Below are 18,958 nucleotides of genomic sequence, written 5' to 3' on the forward strand. Positions count from 1 at the left end.
CCAGATCTCTTCAGGGCGCAGCGCAGGAAACGCGCTTCGCGCTCCATCGTAGTTGGTGCTGCGGCCCCTCAGTCGCGCAGGCTGCTCGGCAGCTCATCCTCGAACTCGACCGTCCGTGGCAGGTCGGCGTGCCCAGCCAGGCGGAACAACCGCACGGCCCGCTTGCGCCGGACCCGCTGCACGTCCTTGACGGCGTCGTTGTGGAACCGGCGGGCCAGCTGGACCCGCACACCGGCGGCCTCGACCCGCTCCAGTGCCGCCAGCCCGGGCCCGTGCTCGGCTCGGATCTGGTCCAGCACAGGCTGGCTGAGCGCCGCCTGGAGGGCCAGGCTGAGGTCACTCTCGAGCACCTCGCGCCCGGCGAAGTGCTGACCCTCCAGCAGGTCGTGCTCGACCGCGCGCTCGTTGTGCGCCTCGATCGACTCCGAGGCCGCCGCCGCGAGCATCAGCGCGCTGGCCGGGTCGAGCGCACCGGAGTTCGCGAGCTCCAGCGTGGCCTCGGCGCGGCGCACCAGCTGGGCGTCGAGCGCCGACAGCGCGCCCTCCACCCGCGAGTGCAACCGGTCGAGCCGGGCGGCGCCGTAGGACAGGTACCACGCGGCCCCGATCAGCACCGCGACGGCCACGACGAGCCACGTGGGGCTGTCCATCAGGCCTCGCTCCCTCGCACCTTGCCGCGCAACAGGCGCGTCCAGCGGGTGTCCGTCGACTCTCCCCGAGGGCCGTCGGCGACGTGGGTCACCGTGTCGTAGACGGCCATGACGTCCTCCGCGACCACCGACCAGTCGAACAGCTGGGCGCGCCGCTGCCCCGCCTCACGCAGCCTGGCCCGCTCGGCCGGATCGGCGAGCAGGCGGACCAGGATGCGGGACAGGTCTGCGCTGTCCTCGTTGGCGAAGGTCACTCCGGCCCGTCCACCCGCGTGCCCGCCGTCGAGGACCCGGACGAACGCGGCGAGGTCGCTGGCCACGACGGGCGCACCGGCGCTCATGGCCTCGACCAGCACGATCCCGAAGCTCTCACCGCCGGTGTGCGGGGCGACGTACACGTCCACCGAGGCGAGCAGCGCCGCCTTGTCCTCGTCGCTGACCAGACCGAGGAACTCGGTGGCTGCGGCGACCGCTGGGTCCAGCCGACCTCGCGCCGCGTCGATGTCTCCGGGACCGGCCACGAGGACCCGGGCGCCGGGGAAGCGCTGCAGGACCGTGGCCATGGCGGCCCCCAGCACCGGCAGCCCCTTGCGCGGCTCGTCGATGCGCCCCAGGAAGGCGATCGTGGGCGCCGTGTCGGTGCCCGACCAGTCGGCGCGCGGCCGGGCACCGGCGAAGCGCGCCACGTTGACCCCGTTGGGGATGACGACGGCGTCGCCGCCGAGGTGGGTGGTGACCGTGCGCCGCGCGTCCTCGGAGACGGCGATGCGCCCGCTGATCTTCTCGAGGCTGGGGCGCAGGAGCGGGTAGGCCGCCTGCATGGCCCGTGAGCGCAGGTTAGAGGTGTGGAACGTCGCCACGACCGGCCCCTCGGCGGCCCACAGCGCGAGGATCGAGATACTCGGGGTCACCGGCTCGTGCAGGTGGACCACGTCGAAGTCCCCCCGCTCGACCCAGCGCCCGACCCGGGCCGCCGTCACCGGACCGAAGTTCAGCCGGGCCACCGAGCCGTTGTATCGCACTGGGACAGCGCGGCCGACCGACTCCACGTAGTCGGGCAGCGGGGTGTCCTCGTCCGCCGGTGCGAGCACCGAGGCATGGTGCCCCTGGGCGAGGAAGTACTCCGCGAGGTCGCGGACGTGGAACTGGACCCCGCCGGGGATGTCGAAGGAGTAGGGACAGACCAGCCCGATCCTCACAGGAAGACCCGCTGCATCATGTGCCAGTCCTCGGTGTGCTCCCTGATCGCGGCGCCCAGGACGTCGGCGCAGGCCTGGGTCAGGGCGGTGGCCTTCGCGCGGGTGGTGCCCGAGCTCGGCGGCTCGACCGGCTCGTGGAAGCGGATGACGATGCGGTGCCGCCAGTCCGAGCCGGGCACGGGCTCGTAGTGGATGGACACCGGGAAGAGCTGGACGCCCGTGGCGAGGGACAGCGCCGCGGGACCCGCGGCCATCGAGGTGCGGTGACCACACAGCTCGACCTCGATCCCCCGAGCGGTCAGGTCGCGGTCCGCCAGTAGGGGCATGACCACCGGTGAGGTCAGGTGGCCACGCAGCTCGGCGAAGACGTCGGGACCGCCGGTGAGCGGCAGGATCGTCATGCCGAGCGACTCCCGGAAGGCGAGGAAGTCGGCATACACGGCCTCGGGCTTGAGACGTTCGGCGACGGTCACCACGGGCCCGAGCTCACGCGCCCCCCATGCCCCCGCGAGGTCCCAGTTGCCCAGGTGGCCGAGGAAGCAGAGGACCGGTCGCCCTCGTCGCAGCTGCTCGCGGACGGGTCCGTCACCCTCGACGCGCACGGATGCGCGCAGCTCCTCGGCGGTCCGGTCCGGCAGCCGGAAGGCCTCGCAGTAGTAGCGCAGGTAGGACCGCATGCCGGCTTTGACCAGCGCGTCGAGCTCGGCGTCGGACAGCTCCGGTCGCACCCGTGCGTAGTTGGCCCGCAGCCGCTGGACGCCCATGCCACCTCGCGCGACCGTGAGGTCGGCGAGCTGCTCGAAGGCGGCGTAGGCCGCCCGCTCGGGCAGGCGGCGCACCGCTCCCCAGCCAAGGCGGTAGCCACCGACCGCGAGGGCGTCGCCGACGACGCTCACGGCCGCCTCACAGCGCCTCCAGCGCCTGCTTGCGCACCGTGAGCATCCGCTGCACGACGGTGACCAGGCTGGCGACGGACAGCAGCGACAACACGATGGTCAGCACCACCTCGGGAAGCCCCAGGCCGACGAGGCCGGTCGTGACCAGGACCGCGACGAGCCGGTCGGCCCGCTCGGCGATACCGACGTTGGCCGTCATGCCGAGTCCCTCGGCGCGCGCCTTGGCGTAGGACACCACGCTGCCCAGGATCAGGCAGCTCAAGGCCAGGGCGGCGAGGAACAGGTTGCCCCCGCGCCCGGCATACCAGAGCACGAGGCCGCCGAAGATCGCCGAGTCGCCGACGCGATCGAGGGTGGAGTCCAGGTAGGCGCCCCAGCGCCCCGAGCGCCCCGACATGCGCGCCATGACGCCGTCCACGGTGTCGGAGAAGACGAACAGGGCGATGACGACGGTGCCCCAGAAGAACTGGTGCCGGGGATAGAAGGCCAGCGCGCCTGCGCAGACGCCCAGGGTGCCGACGATGGTGACCACGTCGGGACTGACGCCGAGGGACAGCAGGAGCCTGGCCACCGGTGTGAAGATGCGGGTGAACAGGGCGCGTGCGTACTTGTTCAGCATGGTGGTCGCCAGCCTACTGAGCCCACACCCCCGTCAGGTCGAGGGCCACGCGGAGGCGATCCGCGACCGTACATCCTCCAGCAGCATCGGCAGCGCTTTGGTCTGGGCGATCACCGGCAGGAAGTTCGAGTCGCCACCCCACCGGGGGACGATGTGCTGGTGCAGGTGCGCCTGCACCCCGGCCCCAGCCACCGCGCCCTGGTTCATGCCGAGGTTGTACCCGTGCGGGGCCGATGCCTTGTCGATGGCCGCGATGGCCGCCTTGGTGAGAGCCGTGAACTCGACGGTCTCCTCGTCGGTGAGGTCGACGTAGAGCGAGACGTGACGGTAGGGGCAGACGAGCACGTGGCCGGGGTTGTAGGGAAAGAGGTTCATCACGACGTAGCAGTGCTGCCCACGATGGACGACCAGGCCGGTCTCGTCGTCCTTGGCCGGCGCTGCGCAGAAGGGGCAGCCTTCGCCGGCGTCGTCGCTGGGACGCTCTCCGGTGACATAGGCCATGCGGTGCGGCGTCCAGAGCCGCTCGAAGCCGTCCTGCACGCCGGCGAAGTCGGTGTCCGGCTCGAGTGAGTCGCTCATGGACAGCGATCCTAGGACGGCGCCGACAACGTCACACCCACGGCCGGTTTCGACGCCCCCGCGGGCGGGCAGTGAGCAGACGTGCCACACGACGTGGCTCCGGATACGGAGCCAGCCATCAGACGGGCGGTGGGCCGGGACGCGGACGACATCGCCCGGCTGCTGGCGACAGTGCGCACCGAGTCGGTCCCCGACCTACCGCTCGCCGGGCAGTCCACGGAGGCTGTCACGCCGTTCGTCCGTCAGGTGCTGCTGGACGAGTTCGAGGTCTGGATGGCCGAGGCCCGCGGCCACCCCGTGGGGTTCATGGCGCTGATGCCCCCGGACCACATCGCACACCTCTACATCGCCGCCGGACACCGTGGGAAGGGGCTGGGCGCCCGCTTCGTCGACCTGGCCCGCCGACGGTTTCCTGCGGGCCTGCAGCTCTGGACCTTCCAGGAGAACGACGAGGCCCAGCGGTTCTACGAGCGCGAGGGCTTCGTCCCTGTGGAGTGGGCCGACGACCGCGACGAGGACCGGGCCAGCCCGGACCTCCGGATGGCCTGGCGCCCCGGGACGGGGCGCGCCTAGACCTGCACACGCGACTCCACGGCCGCCATGATCTCGTCGATGGCCTCGGCGACCGGTATGCCGTTCTTCTGCGACCCGTCGCGGTAGCGGAACGAGACCGCGCCCGCGCTGCGGTCCTCCTCACCCGCGATGAGGACGAATGGCACCTTGGCCTTGGAGGCGTTGCGGATCTTCTTGGGGAAGCGGTCGTCGCTGTCGTCGATCTCGACGCGAATCCCCTTGCGGCGCAACAGGTCTGCGACCTCATGCAGGTGACCGGAGAACTCCTCGGCGACGGGGATGCCCAGGACCTGGACGGGCGAGAGCCAGGGTGGGAACGCCCCGGCGTAGTGCTCGACGAGCACGCCGAAGAACCGCTCGAGGGAGCCGAACTTCGCCGAGTGGATCATGACCGGCTGCTGGCGCGACCCGTCGGCCGCCTGGTACTCGAGCTCGAACCGGGCCGGCTGGTTGAAGTCGTACTGGATGGTCGACATCTGCCAGGTGCGGCCGATCGCATCACGAGCCTGCACGGAGATCTTGGGGCCGTAGTAGGCGGCGCCGCCGGGGTCGGGCACGAGCTCCAGCCCGGTCTCCTCGGCCGCCTCGCGCAGGACGTTGGTGGCGTGCTCCCACTGCTCGTCACTGCCGATGAACTTGTCCTTGGAGTCGTCCCGGGTCGACAGCTCGAGGTAGTAGTCGTCGAGCCCGAAGTCACGCAGCAGCCCCAGCACGAAACCGAGCAGGTGCTTGATCTCGGCGGGCGCCTGCTCCGCGGTGACGTAGGAGTGGGAGTCGTCCTGGGTCATACCGCGCACCCGGGTCAGCCCGTGCACCACGCCGGACTTCTCGAACCGGTAGACCGAACCGAACTCGAAGAGCCGCAGCGGCAGCTCGCGGTAGGAGCGCCCGCGCGACCTGAAGATGAGGTTGTGCATGGGGCAGTTCATCGCCTTGAGGCGATACTCGGCGCCCTCCATCTTCATGGGCGGGAACATGGTGTCGGCGAAGTAGGGCAGGTGGCCGGAGGTCTTGAACAGTCCGTCCTTGGTGATATGGGGCGTCCCGACGTACTGGAACCCCTCCTCGATGTGGCGGCGGCGGACGTAGTCCTCCATCTCGCGCTTGATGATGCCGCCCTTGGGGTGGAACACCGCCAGCCCCGAGCCCAGCTCGTCGGGGAACGAGAACAGGTCGAGCTCGACCCCGAGCTTGCGGTGGTCGCGCTTCTCGGCCTCCGCGAGCCGGTCGAGGTAGGCCCTGAGCTCGTCCTTGGTCGGCCACGCGGTGCCGTAGACCCGCTGTAGCTGCGGGTTCTTCTCGCTGCCGCGCCAGTAGGCGGCGCTGCTGCGCATCAGCTTGAAGGCGTTGCCGAGGACCTTGGTGGTCGGCACGTGCGGGCCGCGGCACAGGTCGCCCCACGCGCGGGTGCCGTCGCGACGAACGTTGTCGTAGATGGTGAGCTGCGCACCGCCCACCTCGACCGATGCGCCCTCGGCGATGGACTCGGCGTCGCCCGCGCCGCCCTTGAGCCCGATCAGCTCGATCTTGTAGGGCTCACCGGCCAGCTCGACGGCGGCATCCTCGTCGCTGACCTCACGCCGCACGAAGGTCTGGCCCTCGTTGACGATGCGCTGCATGACCTTCTCGAGGGCCTTGAGGTCCTCGGGAGTGAACGGCTCGTCGACGTCGAAGTCGTAGTAGAAGCCGTCGCGGACCGGAGGACCGATGCCGAGCCGGGCCGACGGGTTGACCTCCTGGACGGCCTGGGCGAGGACGTGGGCGGCGCTGTGCCGCAGCACATCGAGCCCGTCCTGCTCCTGGGCGGTCACGGCCTCGACGATGTCGCCGTCTACGAGGGGGTGCGCGAGGTCGCGCAGCTCACCGTTGACGCGGGCGACGAGCACGGCGCGATCGCCCTCGAAGAGCTCGGCCGCCGTCGTCGACTCCGGCACCGATCGCTCGGCTCCGGCGACGGTCACGGTGATCTGGGCAGACACGGGTGGGCTCCTGGGGATGGAGGGACAGACGGTATGCCGCGCACCCTGGGCGCGCGGCATACCGATGCTATCGGCCGTCGGCTGCTACCTGCCGTTGACCAGGTCCGTGAGGTGGCGTCGGGGACGCCGGATCGGGCCACTGTCCGTCGGCATGACGGCGTCGCGGCTGTGCAGCTCCAGCTCGCGCACCAGCCGGCGCGCGTCGAGCAGCAGCGCCCCGTAGGCGGTCCAGGCGCGGGGGTCCTCCAGCCGCGTGGTCCGCACCCTCTCCCCCAGGTCCTCGATGGTGCGGCTCGCGTGGTCGAGGTGGCGCGTGACGAGGTTGCGCTCGCCCTCGCCTCTGCGCCCGAAGTGTTCCAGCGCCTGCGCCACGTCCCCGAGGACCCCGGCGTACACCTCGAGGAACTCCGGCGACGGCGCTGGCTGCGCCTCCTTCTCGTCGGCCGCGTCCACGAGCGTCCGGGCGATCCCGGAGACCTGCCACTGGCAGCGGCGCACGGCCTCCACGGTCTGGGCGTACCCGCCCCAGTCGACGTCGACCGGGCGCAGGTTGTCCCGCGGGTTGAACCGGGTGCTCTCGACTCCGGTCTCGATCTCCTCCCGGACCGCCGGGGCGAGGGCGACCAGCTCGGTGCTGGCGTCGTACCACCGCCGCGCCGTGTCGGCGTCCCAGCCCTCGCGCAGGCCCACGCTCATGTCCTCGAGCAGCTCCCCGACGCGCTGGGCGAGGGACTTGACCTGTTCACGTGGTCGCCGGATATGCAGCGGCGCGAAGACGATGGCGTTGGTCAGGACGCCGATCACGCCACCGACGACCGTCTCGACGATCGTGAGGGACGTGAACCGTGTGTTGGTGCCGCCCACCGTGATCAGCGACAGCAGCACCATGGTCGGCACCTGGATGCCATGGTCGCCCAGGTGCCGCCAGCGCCCGATGAGCAGCGCGAGATAGAGCACCGGCAGCATGCTCCACCAGTGCACGCCCACGAGAGTGCCGACGAGCCAGGCGGTGCTCATGCCGACGACGACGGCGACGACGCGCTGGGCGCTGGCGCCGATGGACCGCACCATCGTCCGGTCGACGACAAGCAGGGCCGCCATCGGGGCATAGAACGGGGACGGGCTGTGCATGACGCGGACGACGAACTGCCAGGCGATGACGGTGGCCAGCGCCGCCTTGAGCATGAGGAGCGCTGCATCGCGCTCGGGTCCGCGCTCGCGAACCGCCCGAAGAGCGGTCGTCAGGCCCCGGCGGACGACGTTGGGGCGGGTGGCGGACGTAGAGCCCGCGGCTGCGGGGCCCGCTTGGGGATGATCGTCCGGCACCCCCTCACGCTAGGCATCGGACGGAGGAACCTCAAGCCCCGCTGGAGCTACCCGCCGAGTGGGTGAGGACGAGATGACAGCGGTCCGCCTCCTTGGCCGAGCGCAGCCCGACGACGGTGGGTTCGCGGGGGCTCGTCGCGGACCCGACGACCACCTCCACCGTGCTGGGCAGCAGGACCGGCTTCTGGAACCACACGTGCGAGGAGCCCGCACCGCTGGTCGCAGGGCCCAGGGTCGAGAGGGCACGGGCATAGGTCCACATGCCGTGCGCGATGGCCCGGGGGAAACCCATCGCCCGCGCACTCAGCGGATGCAGGTGGATGGGGTTCACGTCGCCGGACACGGCGGCATACGCCCGGCCCAGGCCCTCGGGGAGCCGCACCACACCCGCGGCCTGGCCCCGTGGCATGGGGGGAGCAGGGGACGGCGTCGCGGCGTTCGCATCGCCACGGCCTCGGCGGAGGTAGGTGCTGCGGCCCTCCCAGACGCGCTGCCCGTCGACCTCGACCGCAGTGACCAGGTCGACGAGGGTGCCCTTGGGATGAGCGCGCAGGTGCTCGGCGCTGACCGTCAGGTCGAGGACATCGTCGGCCAGGAGCCGGCGTTGGGCCGTGATCTGGTTCTCCAGGTGCACGAGACCGGGCAACGGGAGCGGGAACGCCCGGTCGGCCATCAGCTGGACCTGCAGGGGGAAGCCCAGCAGATGCGGGTACGAGTGCGGCAGGACGTCGCCGCCGTTGAACCGGCAGATCCGCTGGTACGACAGGAGGTGGTCGCGGTCGACCTCGACACCGGACCGGCGCAACGCGTAGCCCGGCAGGTCGCCCCCACGCCCGCGCTGGGTGAGCGCTGCCTGGACGAACAGCCGGGGCAGGGAGGGTGCGGCCGAGACCGCGCGAACGGTCACCTCAGGCCCCCAGCAGGCTCTGCCCGCAGACGCGGACGACGTTGCCCGACACGCCGGCGTTGGCGTCCTGGCTGAACCAGGCGATCGTCTCCGCGACGTCCAGCGGCAGGCCGCCCTGGTTCAGGGAGTTGAGCAGCCGGCCGACCTCGCGCGTGGCGAACGGCACCTTGGCCGTCATCTCGGTCTCGATGAACCCTGGGGCAACGGCGTTGACCGTGACGCCACGACGGCGCAGCCCACTGTCCGCGGCCAGCGCCTCGACGAGGCCGATGACCCCGGCCTTGGATGTCGCGTAGTTGGTCTGGCCACGGTTGCCCGCGATGCCGGCGATGGAGGAGACCAGGACGACGTGGCCGCCGTCCCGCAGGCCGCCGGAGCCGAGCAGCGTCTGGTTCATCCGCAGGATCGCGCCGAGGTTGACGTCGATCACCGAGCCCCACCGGCCCTCGTCCATGTTGGCGAGGAGCTTGTCGCGGGTGATCCCCGCGTTGTGGACGACGATGTCGAGGCCACCATGACGTGAGTTCGCGTGCTCGAGGATGCGCTCACCCGCCTCGGCGGAGGTCACGTCGAGCTGGAGCGCGGTGCCTCCGACCCGGTTGGCGGTGCGGGTCAGGGCGTCACCGGCGGCGGGGATGTCGACACACACGACCGCGGCCCCGTCGCGCGCGAGGACGTCGGCGATCGCAGCACCGATGCCGCGCGCCGCCCCGGTGACCACGGCGACCTTGCCATCGAGCGGGCGAGCCCAGCTCGCGGGCTCCGTGGGTGAGCCCGGGCCGACGCGCACGACCTGCGCGTCGACGTAGGCGGACCTGCCCGAGAGCAGGAAGCGCAGGGCCGCGTCGGCGTTGGCGTCCGCACCCTCCTCGACGAGGAGGAGGTTGGCGGTCGAGCCCGCGCGCAGCTCCTTGCCCAGCGACCTCGTGAAGCCCTCGAGGGCACGCCGGGCCGCTGCCTGCGCCGGGCTCGCAGCCGTGCGATGGTCGCGACCGACGACGATGACGCGCCCGCTGGGCTTGAGGCCCTTCACCGCCGGGGCCACGAGCGTCCGCAGGACGTCCAGCTCGTCGAGGGTCGAGATCGCCGTGAGATCGGCGACGACGGCGCCGACACGCTCCCCTGCCGTCACCTCTGCCACGGTGTCGATGGCCTCGGCCGCCAGCAGGGCGCGCACGCGCGAGCCGACCGGCGCCTCGCCCAGGCCTCCGACCAGAACGGGGCCGTCGACGAGCGGCGCGCCGACGGCATACCTTCGCAGCTGCGCCGGGCGGGGCAGGCCGAGCTGCACCGCGAGCTTCTTGCCGAGGGGGCTGCTGACCAGACCCGCGTAGGTGCCCGCCATGTCAGGCCGCCTCGAGGATGGCCATGACGCCCTGGCCGCCTGCCGCGCAGATGGAGATGAGACCGCGCGCTCCGGACCCCTTCTCGTGCAGCATCTTGGCCAACGAGGCGACGATCCGACCGCCGGTGGCGGCGAACGGGTGGCCCGCGGCCAGCGAGGAGCCGTTGACATTGAGCCTGCTGCGGTCGAGGGAGCCGATCGGGGCGTCGAGGCCGAGCCGGTCGCGGCAGAAGTCCTCGCTCTCCCAGGCGGCGAGCGTCGACAGCACGGTCGAGGCGAACGCCTCGTGGATCTCGACCAGGTCGAAGTCCTGCAGGGTCATGCCCTGGCGGTGCAGCAGGTGCGGCAGCGCGTAGGCGGGCGCCATGAGCAGGCCCTCGCGACCGGTGACGTAGTCGACCGCCGCGGTCTGTGCGTCCACGATGTGCGCCAGCACCGGCAGCCCGTGCGACGCGGCCCACTCGTCCGAGCCGAGCAGCACCACCGATGCGCCATCGGTCAGCGGGGTGGAGTTGCCCGCCGTCATCGTCGCGCCGGGGCCCTTGCCGAAGACGGGGTTGAGCTTGGCGAGCTTCTCGACGGAGGAGTCGGCCCGCAGGTTCTGGTCGCGGGTCTGCCCGAGGAACGGCGTCAGGAGGTCGTCGAAGAAGCCGCGCTCGTAGGCCGCGGCGAGGTGGTGGTGGGAGGCCGCGGCCAGCTCGTCCTGGGCCTCGCGCGTGATGCCCCACTGGGCTGCGGTCTGGGCCATGTGCTCGCCCATCGACAGGCCCGTGCGCGGCTCGACGTTGCGCGGGATCTCGGGAACCAGCTGTCCTGGACGCAGGCCGGTGAGCGCCTTGAGCCGCTGGGCAGGGGTCTTGGCGCGGTTGAGGGTCAGCAGCGTCTCGCGCAGCCCCTCGTTGACGGCGATGGGCGCGTCGGAGGCCGTGTCGGTGCCGCCGGCGATGCCCGAGTCGATCTGGCCGAGCGCGATCTTGTTGGCGACGAGGATGGCCGCCTCCAGGCCCGTGCCACAGGCCTGCTGGACGTCATAGGCCGGCGTCGTGGGCGACAGGCTCGAGCCGAGGACCGACTCCCGGGTGAGGTTGAAGTCGCGGCTGTGCTTGAGCACGGCGCCCGCGACGACCTCGCCGAGCTGCTCCCCCGCCAGCCCGTGGCGCGCCACGAGGCCTTCGAGCGCTGCCGTGAGCATGTCCTGGTTGGACGCCTTGGCGTACGGCCCGTTCGCGCGGGCGAACGGAATGCGGTTGCCTCCGATGACCGCGGCGCGGCGCGGCTGCTGGGACGTGCTGGGCGAGCTGGATGACTGTGCCACGGGTGCTCCTCGACGTGTCGTGGTTAACTGATACTGACGGTAGCAGGTACGGCTAGTACCTGCTACCGTCAGGGACTGTGAGCACGACCACGAGCGGGGCCTCATCCGCCACCGACGGCCGCAGCACCCGGTGGGACCAGCACCGTGCCGCGCGCCGGCGCGAGCTCGTCGAGGCCACCCTGCGGGCCATCCGCGAGCACGGTGCGGGGGTCGGCATGGAGGACATCGCCTCCTCGGCCGGCACGTCCAAGACCGTGGTCTACCGTCACTTCGCGGACCGCCAGGGCCTGTATGCCGCGGTGTGCGAGAGCGTCGACCACCGCATCCTGCGCACCATCGGCCGCGCCCTGGGTGCCAGCGGGACCGATCTGGCGGCAGTCCGACGGGCACCTCGCGAGCTCGTCGCCGCGGCGATCGACTCCTATCTCGGCCTCGTCGAGAAGGACCCGGAGGTCTACCGGTTCGTCGTCACGGCTCCCCTGCTGGACCGTCCAGGTGGGGATCCCGCGGCTCCCGTCACCGACCACATCGCGGCCCAGCTGACGCAGCTCATCGCGTCAGCGCTCACGACCGCCGGCCGGGACGTCGGCGCCGCACCCGTGTGGGCTGCCGGCGTGGTCGGGATGGTCCGGGCCGCGGCGGACCACTGGCTCGCACAGCCACCCGGGCCCCGGCGCCCGACCCGCACGACCTTGACCCAGCACCTCACCGACCTGGCCTGGGGCGGGCTCTCCGTCGCCTGGGCCAGCCCATCCACGCAGGAGGACTCATGACCGACCTCACGACCGCACTGCAGACCTGTCTCGACGGGCGCTGGGCCGCCATCCGGGACGAGACCCGCACCGAGCTCGACGCGGAGCGCTTCGCACCGCCGGGCCAGTGGCTCAGCCTCGAGGACTACCGCGCCCGGATCGCCGACCAGGTCCAGGGCCTCGCCGAGACGGGGCACCCGGCCCGCGGCTTCCCCGTCGAGAGCGGCGGCAACGGCGACCTCGGCGGGTCGGTGACGGCCTTCGAGATGCTCGGGCACGCCGACCTGTCCCTGATGGTCAAGGCCGGGGTGCACTGGGGGCTGTTCGGCGGCGCGGTCGCCAACCTCGGCACCGAGCGCCACCACGCGGCATACCTGCCGTCCATCATCGACGCCAGCCTGCCGGGCTGCTTCGCGATGACCGAGACGGGTCATGGCTCCGACGTGCAGTCGCTCGGCACCACGGCGACGTACGACCCGGCGACCGACGAGCTCGTCGTGAACACCCCCGACGTGCGCTCGCGCAAGGACTACATCGGTGGGGCGGCGCGCGACGGCCGCCTGGCGGCCGTCTTCGCCCAGCTGGTGACGAACGGTGAGAGCCACGGTGTGCACTGCGTGCTGGTGCCCATCCGCGACGAGGACGGCAACCCCATGCCCGGCGTGACCATCGGTGACTGCGGGCAGAAGGCCGGACTGGCGGGCGTGGACAACGGGCGGCTCACCTTCGACCAGGTGCGAGTCCCCAGGACCAACCTGCTCAACCGGTACGGCGACATCGACGAGCACGGCACCTACACCTCCCCGATCGAGAACCAGACCCGGCGGTTCTTCACCATGCTCGGCACCCTCGTCCGTGGCCGGATCAGCGTGGCCGGCGGTGCCGGCGCCGCCACCCGCACGGCCCTCACCCTGGCCATCACGTATGCCGGTCACCGCCGCCAGTTCGCCCCTCCCGGCGCACCCGACGAGGTGCTCCTGCTCGACTACCGCACGCACCAGCGCAAGCTGCTGCCCGCGCTGGCCAAGTCCTACGCGCTGCAGCTCGCGCAGAACGAGCTGGTCGAGCTCATGCACGAGGTGCAGCTCGCCGGCGACAAGGCCGAGGAGCACCAGCAGCGCCTCCTCGAGGCCCGGGCCGCAGGGATCAAGGCGGTCGCCACCGCCCATGCCACCGCGACCATCCAGACCTGCCGGGAGGCCTGTGGCGGCGCCGGCTACCTGTCGGTCAACCGGCTACCCGCGCTGAAGGCCGACACCGACGTCTTCACCACGTTCGAGGGCGACAACACGGTCCTGCTCCAGCTGGTCGCCAAGGGCCTCCTGACGGACTACCGGGACAGCTTCGGCGACCTCGACACGCTGGGCATGGTGCGGTTCGGCGCCAAACAGTTCGCGGGAGTGGTCATCGAGCGCACGGCGGCGCGCGGGCTCGTCCAGCGGCTCATCGACAGCGCGCCAGGCCGCGACAGCGAGAAGGGGCCCCTCGACCGGGGCTGGCAGCTCGAGCTGTTCGAGGACCGCGAACGCCACCTGCTGGAGACCGTCGCCATGCGGCTGCGCAAGGCAGGCAAGCCGGGCGCCGACCTCTTCGAGGTGTTCAACGACGCCCAGGACCACGTCGTCGAGGCCGCCCGAGCCCATGTCGACCGGGTGGTCCTCGAGTCTTTCGTGGCCGGGATCGAGGCGTGTGCAGACCCGTCAGCCGCCCAGCTGCTGGAGCGCGTCTGCGACCTTTATGCGCTGAGCAGCATCGAGCAGGACCGGGGCTGGTTCCTCGAGCACGGTCGCATCACACCCGCGCGGAGCAAGCAGGTCACGGCCTCGGTCAACGAGCTCTGTGCCACGCTGCGCCCGCAGGCCCAGGTGCTCGTCGACGCCTTCGGCATCCCGCACGCCTGGCTGGGCACCGAGCTGCTCGAGGAGCCGGCGTAGCCCTCAGGCCTCCCACCAGGGGCGCAGCGGCAGGCCCGCCTCACCACGGTCGTCCAGCTTCACCGCCAGCACCTGATGGAGCTGGACGACGTTGCGCTCGAAGCCGACCCGTGAGCCCGCCATGTAGAGGCCCCAGACCTTGGCGGTCGCCTCACCCACCTCGGCGACGCAGTCGTCCCAGTTGTCCTTGAGGTTCTGGCACCACCCGGCGAGGGTCTTGGCGTAGTGCTCGCGGAGGTTCTCCTCATGGCGGACCTCGAGGCCGATGTCCTGGATGGCGCTGATGATCGAGCCCGACCCCGTCAGCTCACCATCGGGGAACACATAGCGGTCGATGAAGGCGCCGGTGGAGGTCCGCCGGTTGTCCGGCCGGGTGATGCAGTGGTTGAGCAGGAGGCCGCCAGGGCGCAGCCGGTCGTTGATGAAACCGAAGTACGCCGGGTAGTTCTTCACGCCGATGTGCTCGGTCAGCCCGATGGAGGACACGGCGTCGAAGCCGGTCTCCGCGACGTCGCGGTAGTCGCTGTGCCGGACCTCGGCGAGGTCCTCGAGTCCCTCGCGCCGGATCGCCTCCTGGGCCCAGGCAGCCTGCTCGCGCGACAGCGTGGCGCCGATGACGCGCACGCCCTGCCGCGCGGCATACCGGACCATGCCGCCCCAGCCGCAGCCGATGTCGAGCAGCCGGTCGCCCTCCTTGAGGCGTAGCTTGTCGAACACCAGGCGGTACTTGTTCTCCTGGGCCTCCTCCAGCGTGGCGCCCTCGTGCGGGTAGCAGGCACAGGTGTAGGTCATCGAGGGGCCGAGGACCTTCTCGTAGAACGCGTTGGAGACGTCGTAGTGGTGGTGGATGGCCTCCGCGTCGCGCGTCTTGCTGTGCCGCAGGCCCTCGGCCACCCGGCGCCAGCGCGGCCGTGCCTCCTGAGGCGGCGGCGGCGGGGGCTTGAGCAGCTCGAAGCCCAGCGAACGGGCCACGGCAGCAGCCGTCTTCGGTGGCGGCAGCTTGAACCGCAGGTCGCCCAGGGCGTTGAGCAGCTCGTAGGGGTCGCCGGGGTGCACGCCGATCACGTCGAGGTCACCGGCCACATACGCGCGGGCCATCCCGAGGTCTCCAGGCGCGGTGGCGAGATAGCTCGCCCCGCGGGGCGAGAGCAGCTTCAGCCCGTATGCGGCGTCCTGCGGCCCGGTGGCCGACCCGTCGTAGGCGACGAACCGCAGAGGCAGCACGCCGTCGGTCACGGTGTCCATGATCTGTGCCATCGACAGGCGTTCGCTGGGAGCCTCGGCTCGGCTGGTACGGAGAGTGGTCACTTGCGTAGCACCGCCTTGGAGTAGAGATCGAGCAGTCGATCATCGGGGTCGTAGCGCTTCTTGAGGTCGGCGTAGTCCTCACCGCCGTAGAGCTGCCAGAACTGGTCCTGGTCGTAGAACGAGTCGGAGTACAGCGACTTGTGGCCGTCGAGCGCCGTCACCTGCTGCTCGACGAGACGGTTGGCGGCACCGGTGTCACCGCTGGGGTCCTGCGGCACGCTCGACCAGAAGCCCACGTTGACGTAGGTCTGGCCCGGGCGCAGCGGGTACAGCGGCCAGCGGTCGCGGCTGCGGACCGGACAGAGCCAGAGCGGCTCGATGGGGATCTCGCGCAGGAACCAGCTGACGAACTCCTCGGTGCGCTCCAACGGCACCTCGATGTCCTGGACGACGCGCTCGCGCGGTGGGCGTCCGTGCCGGGCCTCGAGCCGGTCCGCCACACCGAAGCGGTGGTCGAGGGCGATGAGCTTCCAGTAGAACGAGCTGCGCCGGTAGCGGGCCGGCCACAGCCGCCGGACCACCGGATGCTGCGCACCGAACGCCCGGCTGCACCAGAACCAGTCGGTGTCCCAGCGCCACAGATAGTCGCTGATGGTGAGCCGGTCCCGTCTCGGCTCGGGGCCGTCGTGCTGGATCGACCGGTAGAAGATGCCCTGGCCCGTGTAGTCGCTGGTCGGGCCTGGCTCGGCGGTCTGGGTGCCGAGCGTGAGATAGGCCTCGGTGCCCGAGAACACGACCCCGTCGACGTAGTCGACCGCGATGCCGTCATGCGTGCGCTCGTCGACCACCCGGCCCAGCGTGGCCACGAGCTGGCCCAGGTCGCGGAAACGCAGGTGCCGCAACGCCACATAAGGCTCGACCGGCTCGAGGGCGATGCGTAGCCGGGTGGCGTAGCCGAGGGTGCCGTAGGAGTTGGGGAAGCCGTGGAAGAGGTCGGCGTGGGGGCCGTCCGGAGTGGCGGTGACGATCTCCCCCGAGCCGGTCAGCACATCCATCTCGAGGACGGACTCGTGCGGCAGGCCGTGACGGAACGACGTGGACTCGATGCCCAGACCCGTGACGGCACCACCCAGGGTGATGGTCTTGAGCTGTGGCACGACCAGGGGCGCGAGGCCGTGCGCCAGCGTGGCGGCCACGAGGTCCTCGTAGGTGCACATACCCTGGACGTCAGCGGTGCGGGCCTGGAGGTCGATCGAGATGACGCCGTCGAGCTCGGAGACGTCGAGACCGGGTGCGCTCGACGCGGCCCGGGCCCGGAACAGGTTCGACGTCCTCTTGGCAAGCCGGACCGGCGCGTCAGCGGGAATGGCGCGGTAGCTCTCGGCCAGTCGGCCGACAGCCCGCTCGTGTCTCCCCGGCTCTTGCAGCAGCACCACAGCTGGACCCTATGCTCCCGCTTGACGTGGCGTCACCCCGACCCCGTCGCCCACGCGAAGCACCCCTGGACGGGCCACCGCGGCATACACGCCGGAGCAGCTGCTGGGCGCGCCGGTGAGGGTGAGCTCGACCTCGCCCACACGCAGCGTGCCACCGATGCCGGCGGCGAGCTCGTCCGCGGTGAGGGTGACCACGAGGTTGGCTCGGGTGCCGGGAGCCTCGTCGGCCGCGATCACGTGGACCGCGGCCTTCTTGCGGCGGTCGCCCTCGAGCCCGTCCGCCTCGACGACGCTGGTGTCGAGGTGCTGGCCCGGCTCGCCGTGGACCGGGTAGATGTGGATCTCCCGCAGGGCGCCCACCATCACACGCCGTCGGGCGCCGAGGCGAGGGCCGCCGTGATCGCGCCGACCAGGCGCTCGGCCGACTCGCGGGTGAGCTCGACCGCGACCCTGGCGCCAGGGCCGCGAGAGGGGTCGGCGAGGTCGATGTTGAGGCTGTGCTCTGCCATCGCGTGGACAGGGTGGTCGTAGTAGACCGTCGCGTCGGTGACGTGGAACCACGCCCCTCCGGGACCCTTGGCACTGCCGTCGACGCGCTCGCAGACCGTGGCGTACGTGCACATGTCAGGCTCCCAGGTGGCGCTCGAAGAAGGCGGCGATCCGCTCCCAGCCGTCGTTGGCGGCCGCCACGCGGTAGGCCGGGCGGTCGACGGCGAAGAAGGCGTGACCCGCGTCGTCGTAGGAGTGGAGCTCGTGGGGCTTGCCCAGTCTGGTCAGGATCTCCTCGAGCTCGCGGACGTGCTCCGGGCTCGGGGCCTTGTCCTCGGCGCCGAACAGGCCCAGCAGCGGGGCCCGCAGGTCGGGGAGCTGGTCGACGAGGTTGGTCACCTTGAGCGGGAAGCCCTCCGGCGGCTCGCCGGTGACGAACGCGCCGTAGCAGTCGACCGCCGCGTCCAGGTCGAGATGGCACGCGGCCAGGACGGACTGGCGCCCACCCGAGCAGTAGCCGATCACCCCGACCCGACCGTTGCTCGTGGACAGACCACGCAGGTATGCCGCGGCCGTCGCGACGTCCGCGACGAGCCGCTCGTCCGGGATGCCGCCCTGAGCCCGCGCGGTGGCGGCCGCGTCCGAGGGGTCGGCACCGGGGGCCTCACGGGAGTAGAGGTTGGGGCAGATCGCGTCGTAGCCCAGCTCGGCGAACCGGCGGACGATCTCCTTGGTGGCCCGGTCGTAGCCAGGAAGATGGTGGATCACGACCACGCCACCCCGGGCCTGGTCGCCATGTGGGCGGGCGAGATAGGCCTCGACGTCAGCGCCGTCGTGGCCGGTCAGGTGGATCGTGGTCGCAGTCAGGGAGTCGGTCGCAGAGGCAGTCACACTCGCGATGCTATGTGCTGGTGGACGTGAAGGGACTCGAACCCCTGGCCTCTCGCGTGTGAAGCGAACGCTCTAACCAACTGAGCTACACGTCCAGTGCCGAAAACGGCTCCCGAAGAATAGCGGGAGGTGGTGGGCGACGTGAAATCGGGCGTCACCACCAGACCCGGCCCTAGGGTCGGGGGTCATGAGCCGGCTCATCCACCTCAACGGACCGCCGGGCATCGGCAAGTCGACTCTGGCGCGACGGTATGCCGACGCCCACCCAGGCGTGCTCAACTGCGATGTCGACGTGCTCAGGACGCTCATCGGTGGATGGCAGCGTGACTTCGCTCGTGCGGGCGCTCTGATCCGGCCCGCCGCCTTGGCGATGATCGAGGCCTACCTGCGGAACGGCCATGACGTCGTCTTCCCACAGCTGCTGGGCGACCTCGACGAGCTGGTCCGGTTCGAGCAGTGTGCGACGGACGCCGGTGCGCTGTTCGTCGAGCGCGTCCTGATGGACACCCCGGCCGCATCGGTGGCGCGGTTCCACCGACGCGGCCAGTCCGAGCCCGAGGACCCCTGGCACGAGCACGTGCGCACGATCGTCGCCGCCGAGGGAGGCGACGCCCTCCTGGCCGGCAACCACGCGGCCCTGGAACGGGTCCTGGCCGCTCGGCCGGATGCCGTGATGGTGACCAGCGTCGAGGGCGAGGTCGACCAGACCTACCGCGCCCTGCTCACCACGCTTCGCTGACCACCACTGGTTCCAGACCACCAGCCGCTGCCTCGCCCAGTCGCGCAGCCGGGCGGCCCAGGCGAACTCCGAGGCCCAGAC

General features: G+C 71.2%; 19 protein-coding genes and 1 tRNA gene. 4 read left to right on the forward strand and 16 right to left on the reverse strand.

Going from position 1 to position 18,958, the window contains the following annotated elements:
• Nucleotides 1-68 precede the first annotated feature (68 nt).
• Genes VGN50_RS11530 through VGN50_RS11550 form a run of 5 tightly spaced genes read right to left on the reverse strand, consistent with a single transcriptional unit; the run spans nucleotide 69 to nucleotide 3,943 of the window.
• Nucleotides 69-650: a hypothetical protein gene (locus tag VGN50_RS11530; protein ID WP_327444925.1), complete on the reverse strand. Its 582-nt coding sequence runs from the start codon at nucleotides 648-650 to the stop codon at nucleotides 69-71.
• On the reverse strand, nucleotides 650-1,849 hold the full coding sequence (locus VGN50_RS11535; protein WP_327444926.1) for a glycosyltransferase family 4 protein: 1,200 nt from the start codon (nucleotides 1,847-1,849) through the stop codon (nucleotides 650-652). Before VGN50_RS11535 ends, VGN50_RS11530 begins: the two co-directional genes overlap by 1 nt.
• Entirely contained in the window at nucleotides 1,846-2,745 is a 900-nt protein-coding gene (locus VGN50_RS11540; protein WP_327444927.1) for a phosphatidylinositol mannoside acyltransferase, read from the reverse strand. Before VGN50_RS11540 ends, VGN50_RS11535 begins: the two co-directional genes overlap by 4 nt.
• A gap of 7 nt (nucleotides 2,746-2,752) precedes the next feature.
• Nucleotides 2,753-3,364: a phosphatidylinositol phosphate synthase gene (pgsA, locus tag VGN50_RS11545; RefSeq protein ID WP_327444928.1), complete on the reverse strand. Its 612-nt coding sequence runs from the start codon at nucleotides 3,362-3,364 to the stop codon at nucleotides 2,753-2,755.
• A 33-nt stretch (nucleotides 3,365-3,397) separates the two neighbouring features.
• Nucleotides 3,398-3,943, reverse strand: coding sequence for an HIT domain-containing protein (locus tag VGN50_RS11550; RefSeq protein WP_327444929.1), 546 nt, complete (start codon nucleotides 3,941-3,943; stop codon nucleotides 3,398-3,400).
• Nucleotides 3,944-4,072: 129 nt separating this feature from the next.
• On the opposite strand from VGN50_RS11550, the gene VGN50_RS11555 reads away from it, so the two are divergent.
• Nucleotides 4,073-4,516 carry a GNAT family N-acetyltransferase gene (locus VGN50_RS11555; RefSeq protein ID WP_327444930.1) on the forward strand — a complete coding sequence of 148 codons (444 nt, stop codon included), beginning with the start codon at nucleotides 4,073-4,075 and terminating at the stop codon, nucleotides 4,514-4,516.
• On the opposite strand, the gene thrS is transcribed toward VGN50_RS11555, so the two are convergent.
• The 5 genes from thrS to VGN50_RS11580 form a co-directional block, all read right to left on the reverse strand.
• Nucleotides 4,513-6,495 carry a threonine--tRNA ligase gene (gene thrS, locus VGN50_RS11560; RefSeq protein ID WP_327444931.1) on the reverse strand — a complete coding sequence of 661 codons (1,983 nt, stop codon included), beginning with the start codon at nucleotides 6,493-6,495 and terminating at the stop codon, nucleotides 4,513-4,515. The genes VGN50_RS11555 and thrS overlap by 4 nt on opposite strands.
• Before the next feature lie 84 nt (nucleotides 6,496-6,579).
• The gene (locus tag VGN50_RS11565; protein WP_327444932.1) at nucleotides 6,580-7,821 is read right to left on the reverse strand and encodes an FUSC family protein; all 1,242 of its coding nucleotides are present in this window, start codon (nucleotides 7,819-7,821) and stop codon (nucleotides 6,580-6,582) included.
• A 31-nt stretch (nucleotides 7,822-7,852) separates the two neighbouring features.
• Nucleotides 7,853-8,728, reverse strand: a complete 876-nt coding sequence (locus VGN50_RS11570; protein WP_327444934.1) for a MaoC family dehydratase — start codon at nucleotides 8,726-8,728, stop codon at nucleotides 7,853-7,855.
• Nucleotide 8,729: 1 nt separating this feature from the next.
• On the reverse strand, nucleotides 8,730-10,073 hold the full coding sequence (locus VGN50_RS11575; protein ID WP_327444935.1) for a 3-oxoacyl-ACP reductase: 1,344 nt from the start codon (nucleotides 10,071-10,073) through the stop codon (nucleotides 8,730-8,732).
• 1 nt (nucleotide 10,074) lies between these two features.
• Nucleotides 10,075-11,388: an acetyl-CoA C-acetyltransferase gene (locus VGN50_RS11580; RefSeq protein ID WP_327444936.1), complete on the reverse strand. Its 1,314-nt coding sequence runs from the start codon at nucleotides 11,386-11,388 to the stop codon at nucleotides 10,075-10,077.
• 77 nt (nucleotides 11,389-11,465) lie between these two features.
• Here VGN50_RS11580 and VGN50_RS11585 point away from each other — a divergent pair, with 77 nt between their 5' ends.
• Together VGN50_RS11585 and VGN50_RS11590 are read left to right on the forward strand one after the other, a co-directional pair.
• Nucleotides 11,466-12,161, forward strand: a complete 696-nt coding sequence (locus tag VGN50_RS11585) for a TetR/AcrR family transcriptional regulator (protein WP_327444937.1) — start codon at nucleotides 11,466-11,468, stop codon at nucleotides 12,159-12,161.
• Nucleotides 12,158-14,074, forward strand: a complete 1,917-nt coding sequence (locus tag VGN50_RS11590) for an acyl-CoA dehydrogenase (RefSeq protein ID WP_327444938.1) — start codon at nucleotides 12,158-12,160, stop codon at nucleotides 14,072-14,074. Before VGN50_RS11585 ends, VGN50_RS11590 begins: the two co-directional genes overlap by 4 nt.
• A gap of 3 nt (nucleotides 14,075-14,077) precedes the next feature.
• Here the strand turns inward: VGN50_RS11590 and VGN50_RS11595 are convergent, their stop codons facing one another.
• The 6 genes from VGN50_RS11595 to VGN50_RS11620 form a co-directional block, all read right to left on the reverse strand.
• A complete protein-coding gene (locus tag VGN50_RS11595; RefSeq protein WP_327444939.1) occupies nucleotides 14,078-15,382 on the reverse strand; it encodes a cyclopropane-fatty-acyl-phospholipid synthase family protein in 1,305 nt (434 codons plus the stop codon).
• Nucleotides 15,379-16,758, reverse strand: coding sequence for an FAD-binding oxidoreductase (locus VGN50_RS11600; RefSeq protein WP_327444940.1), 1,380 nt, complete (start codon nucleotides 16,756-16,758; stop codon nucleotides 15,379-15,381). The genes VGN50_RS11595 and VGN50_RS11600 overlap by 4 nt, the downstream gene beginning before the upstream one ends.
• Nucleotides 16,759-16,767: 9 nt before the next feature.
• Nucleotides 16,768-17,118 carry a hypothetical protein gene (locus VGN50_RS11605; RefSeq protein ID WP_327444941.1) on the reverse strand — a complete coding sequence of 117 codons (351 nt, stop codon included), beginning with the start codon at nucleotides 17,116-17,118 and terminating at the stop codon, nucleotides 16,768-16,770.
• Nucleotides 17,119-17,120: 2 nt separating this feature from the next.
• Nucleotides 17,121-17,381, reverse strand: a complete 261-nt coding sequence (locus VGN50_RS11610) for a DUF6295 family protein (RefSeq protein ID WP_327444942.1) — start codon at nucleotides 17,379-17,381, stop codon at nucleotides 17,121-17,123.
• A 1-nt stretch (nucleotide 17,382) separates the two neighbouring features.
• Complete coding sequence (locus VGN50_RS11615) at nucleotides 17,383-18,138, reverse strand: dienelactone hydrolase family protein (protein ID WP_327444943.1); 756 nt, start codon at nucleotides 18,136-18,138, stop codon at nucleotides 17,383-17,385.
• 18 nt (nucleotides 18,139-18,156) lie between these two features.
• Nucleotides 18,157-18,233, reverse strand: a tRNA-Val gene (locus tag VGN50_RS11620).
• 92 nt (nucleotides 18,234-18,325) lie between these two features.
• Here VGN50_RS11620 and VGN50_RS11625 point away from each other — a divergent pair.
• The gene (locus tag VGN50_RS11625; RefSeq protein ID WP_327444944.1) at nucleotides 18,326-18,877 is read left to right on the forward strand and encodes an AAA family ATPase; all 552 of its coding nucleotides are present in this window, start codon (nucleotides 18,326-18,328) and stop codon (nucleotides 18,875-18,877) included.
• The last annotated feature ends 81 nt before the right edge of the window (nucleotides 18,878-18,958 follow it).

The organism is Pedococcus sp., from assembly GCF_036000045.1.
GTDB lineage: Bacteria > Actinomycetota > Actinomycetes > Actinomycetales > Dermatophilaceae > Pedococcus.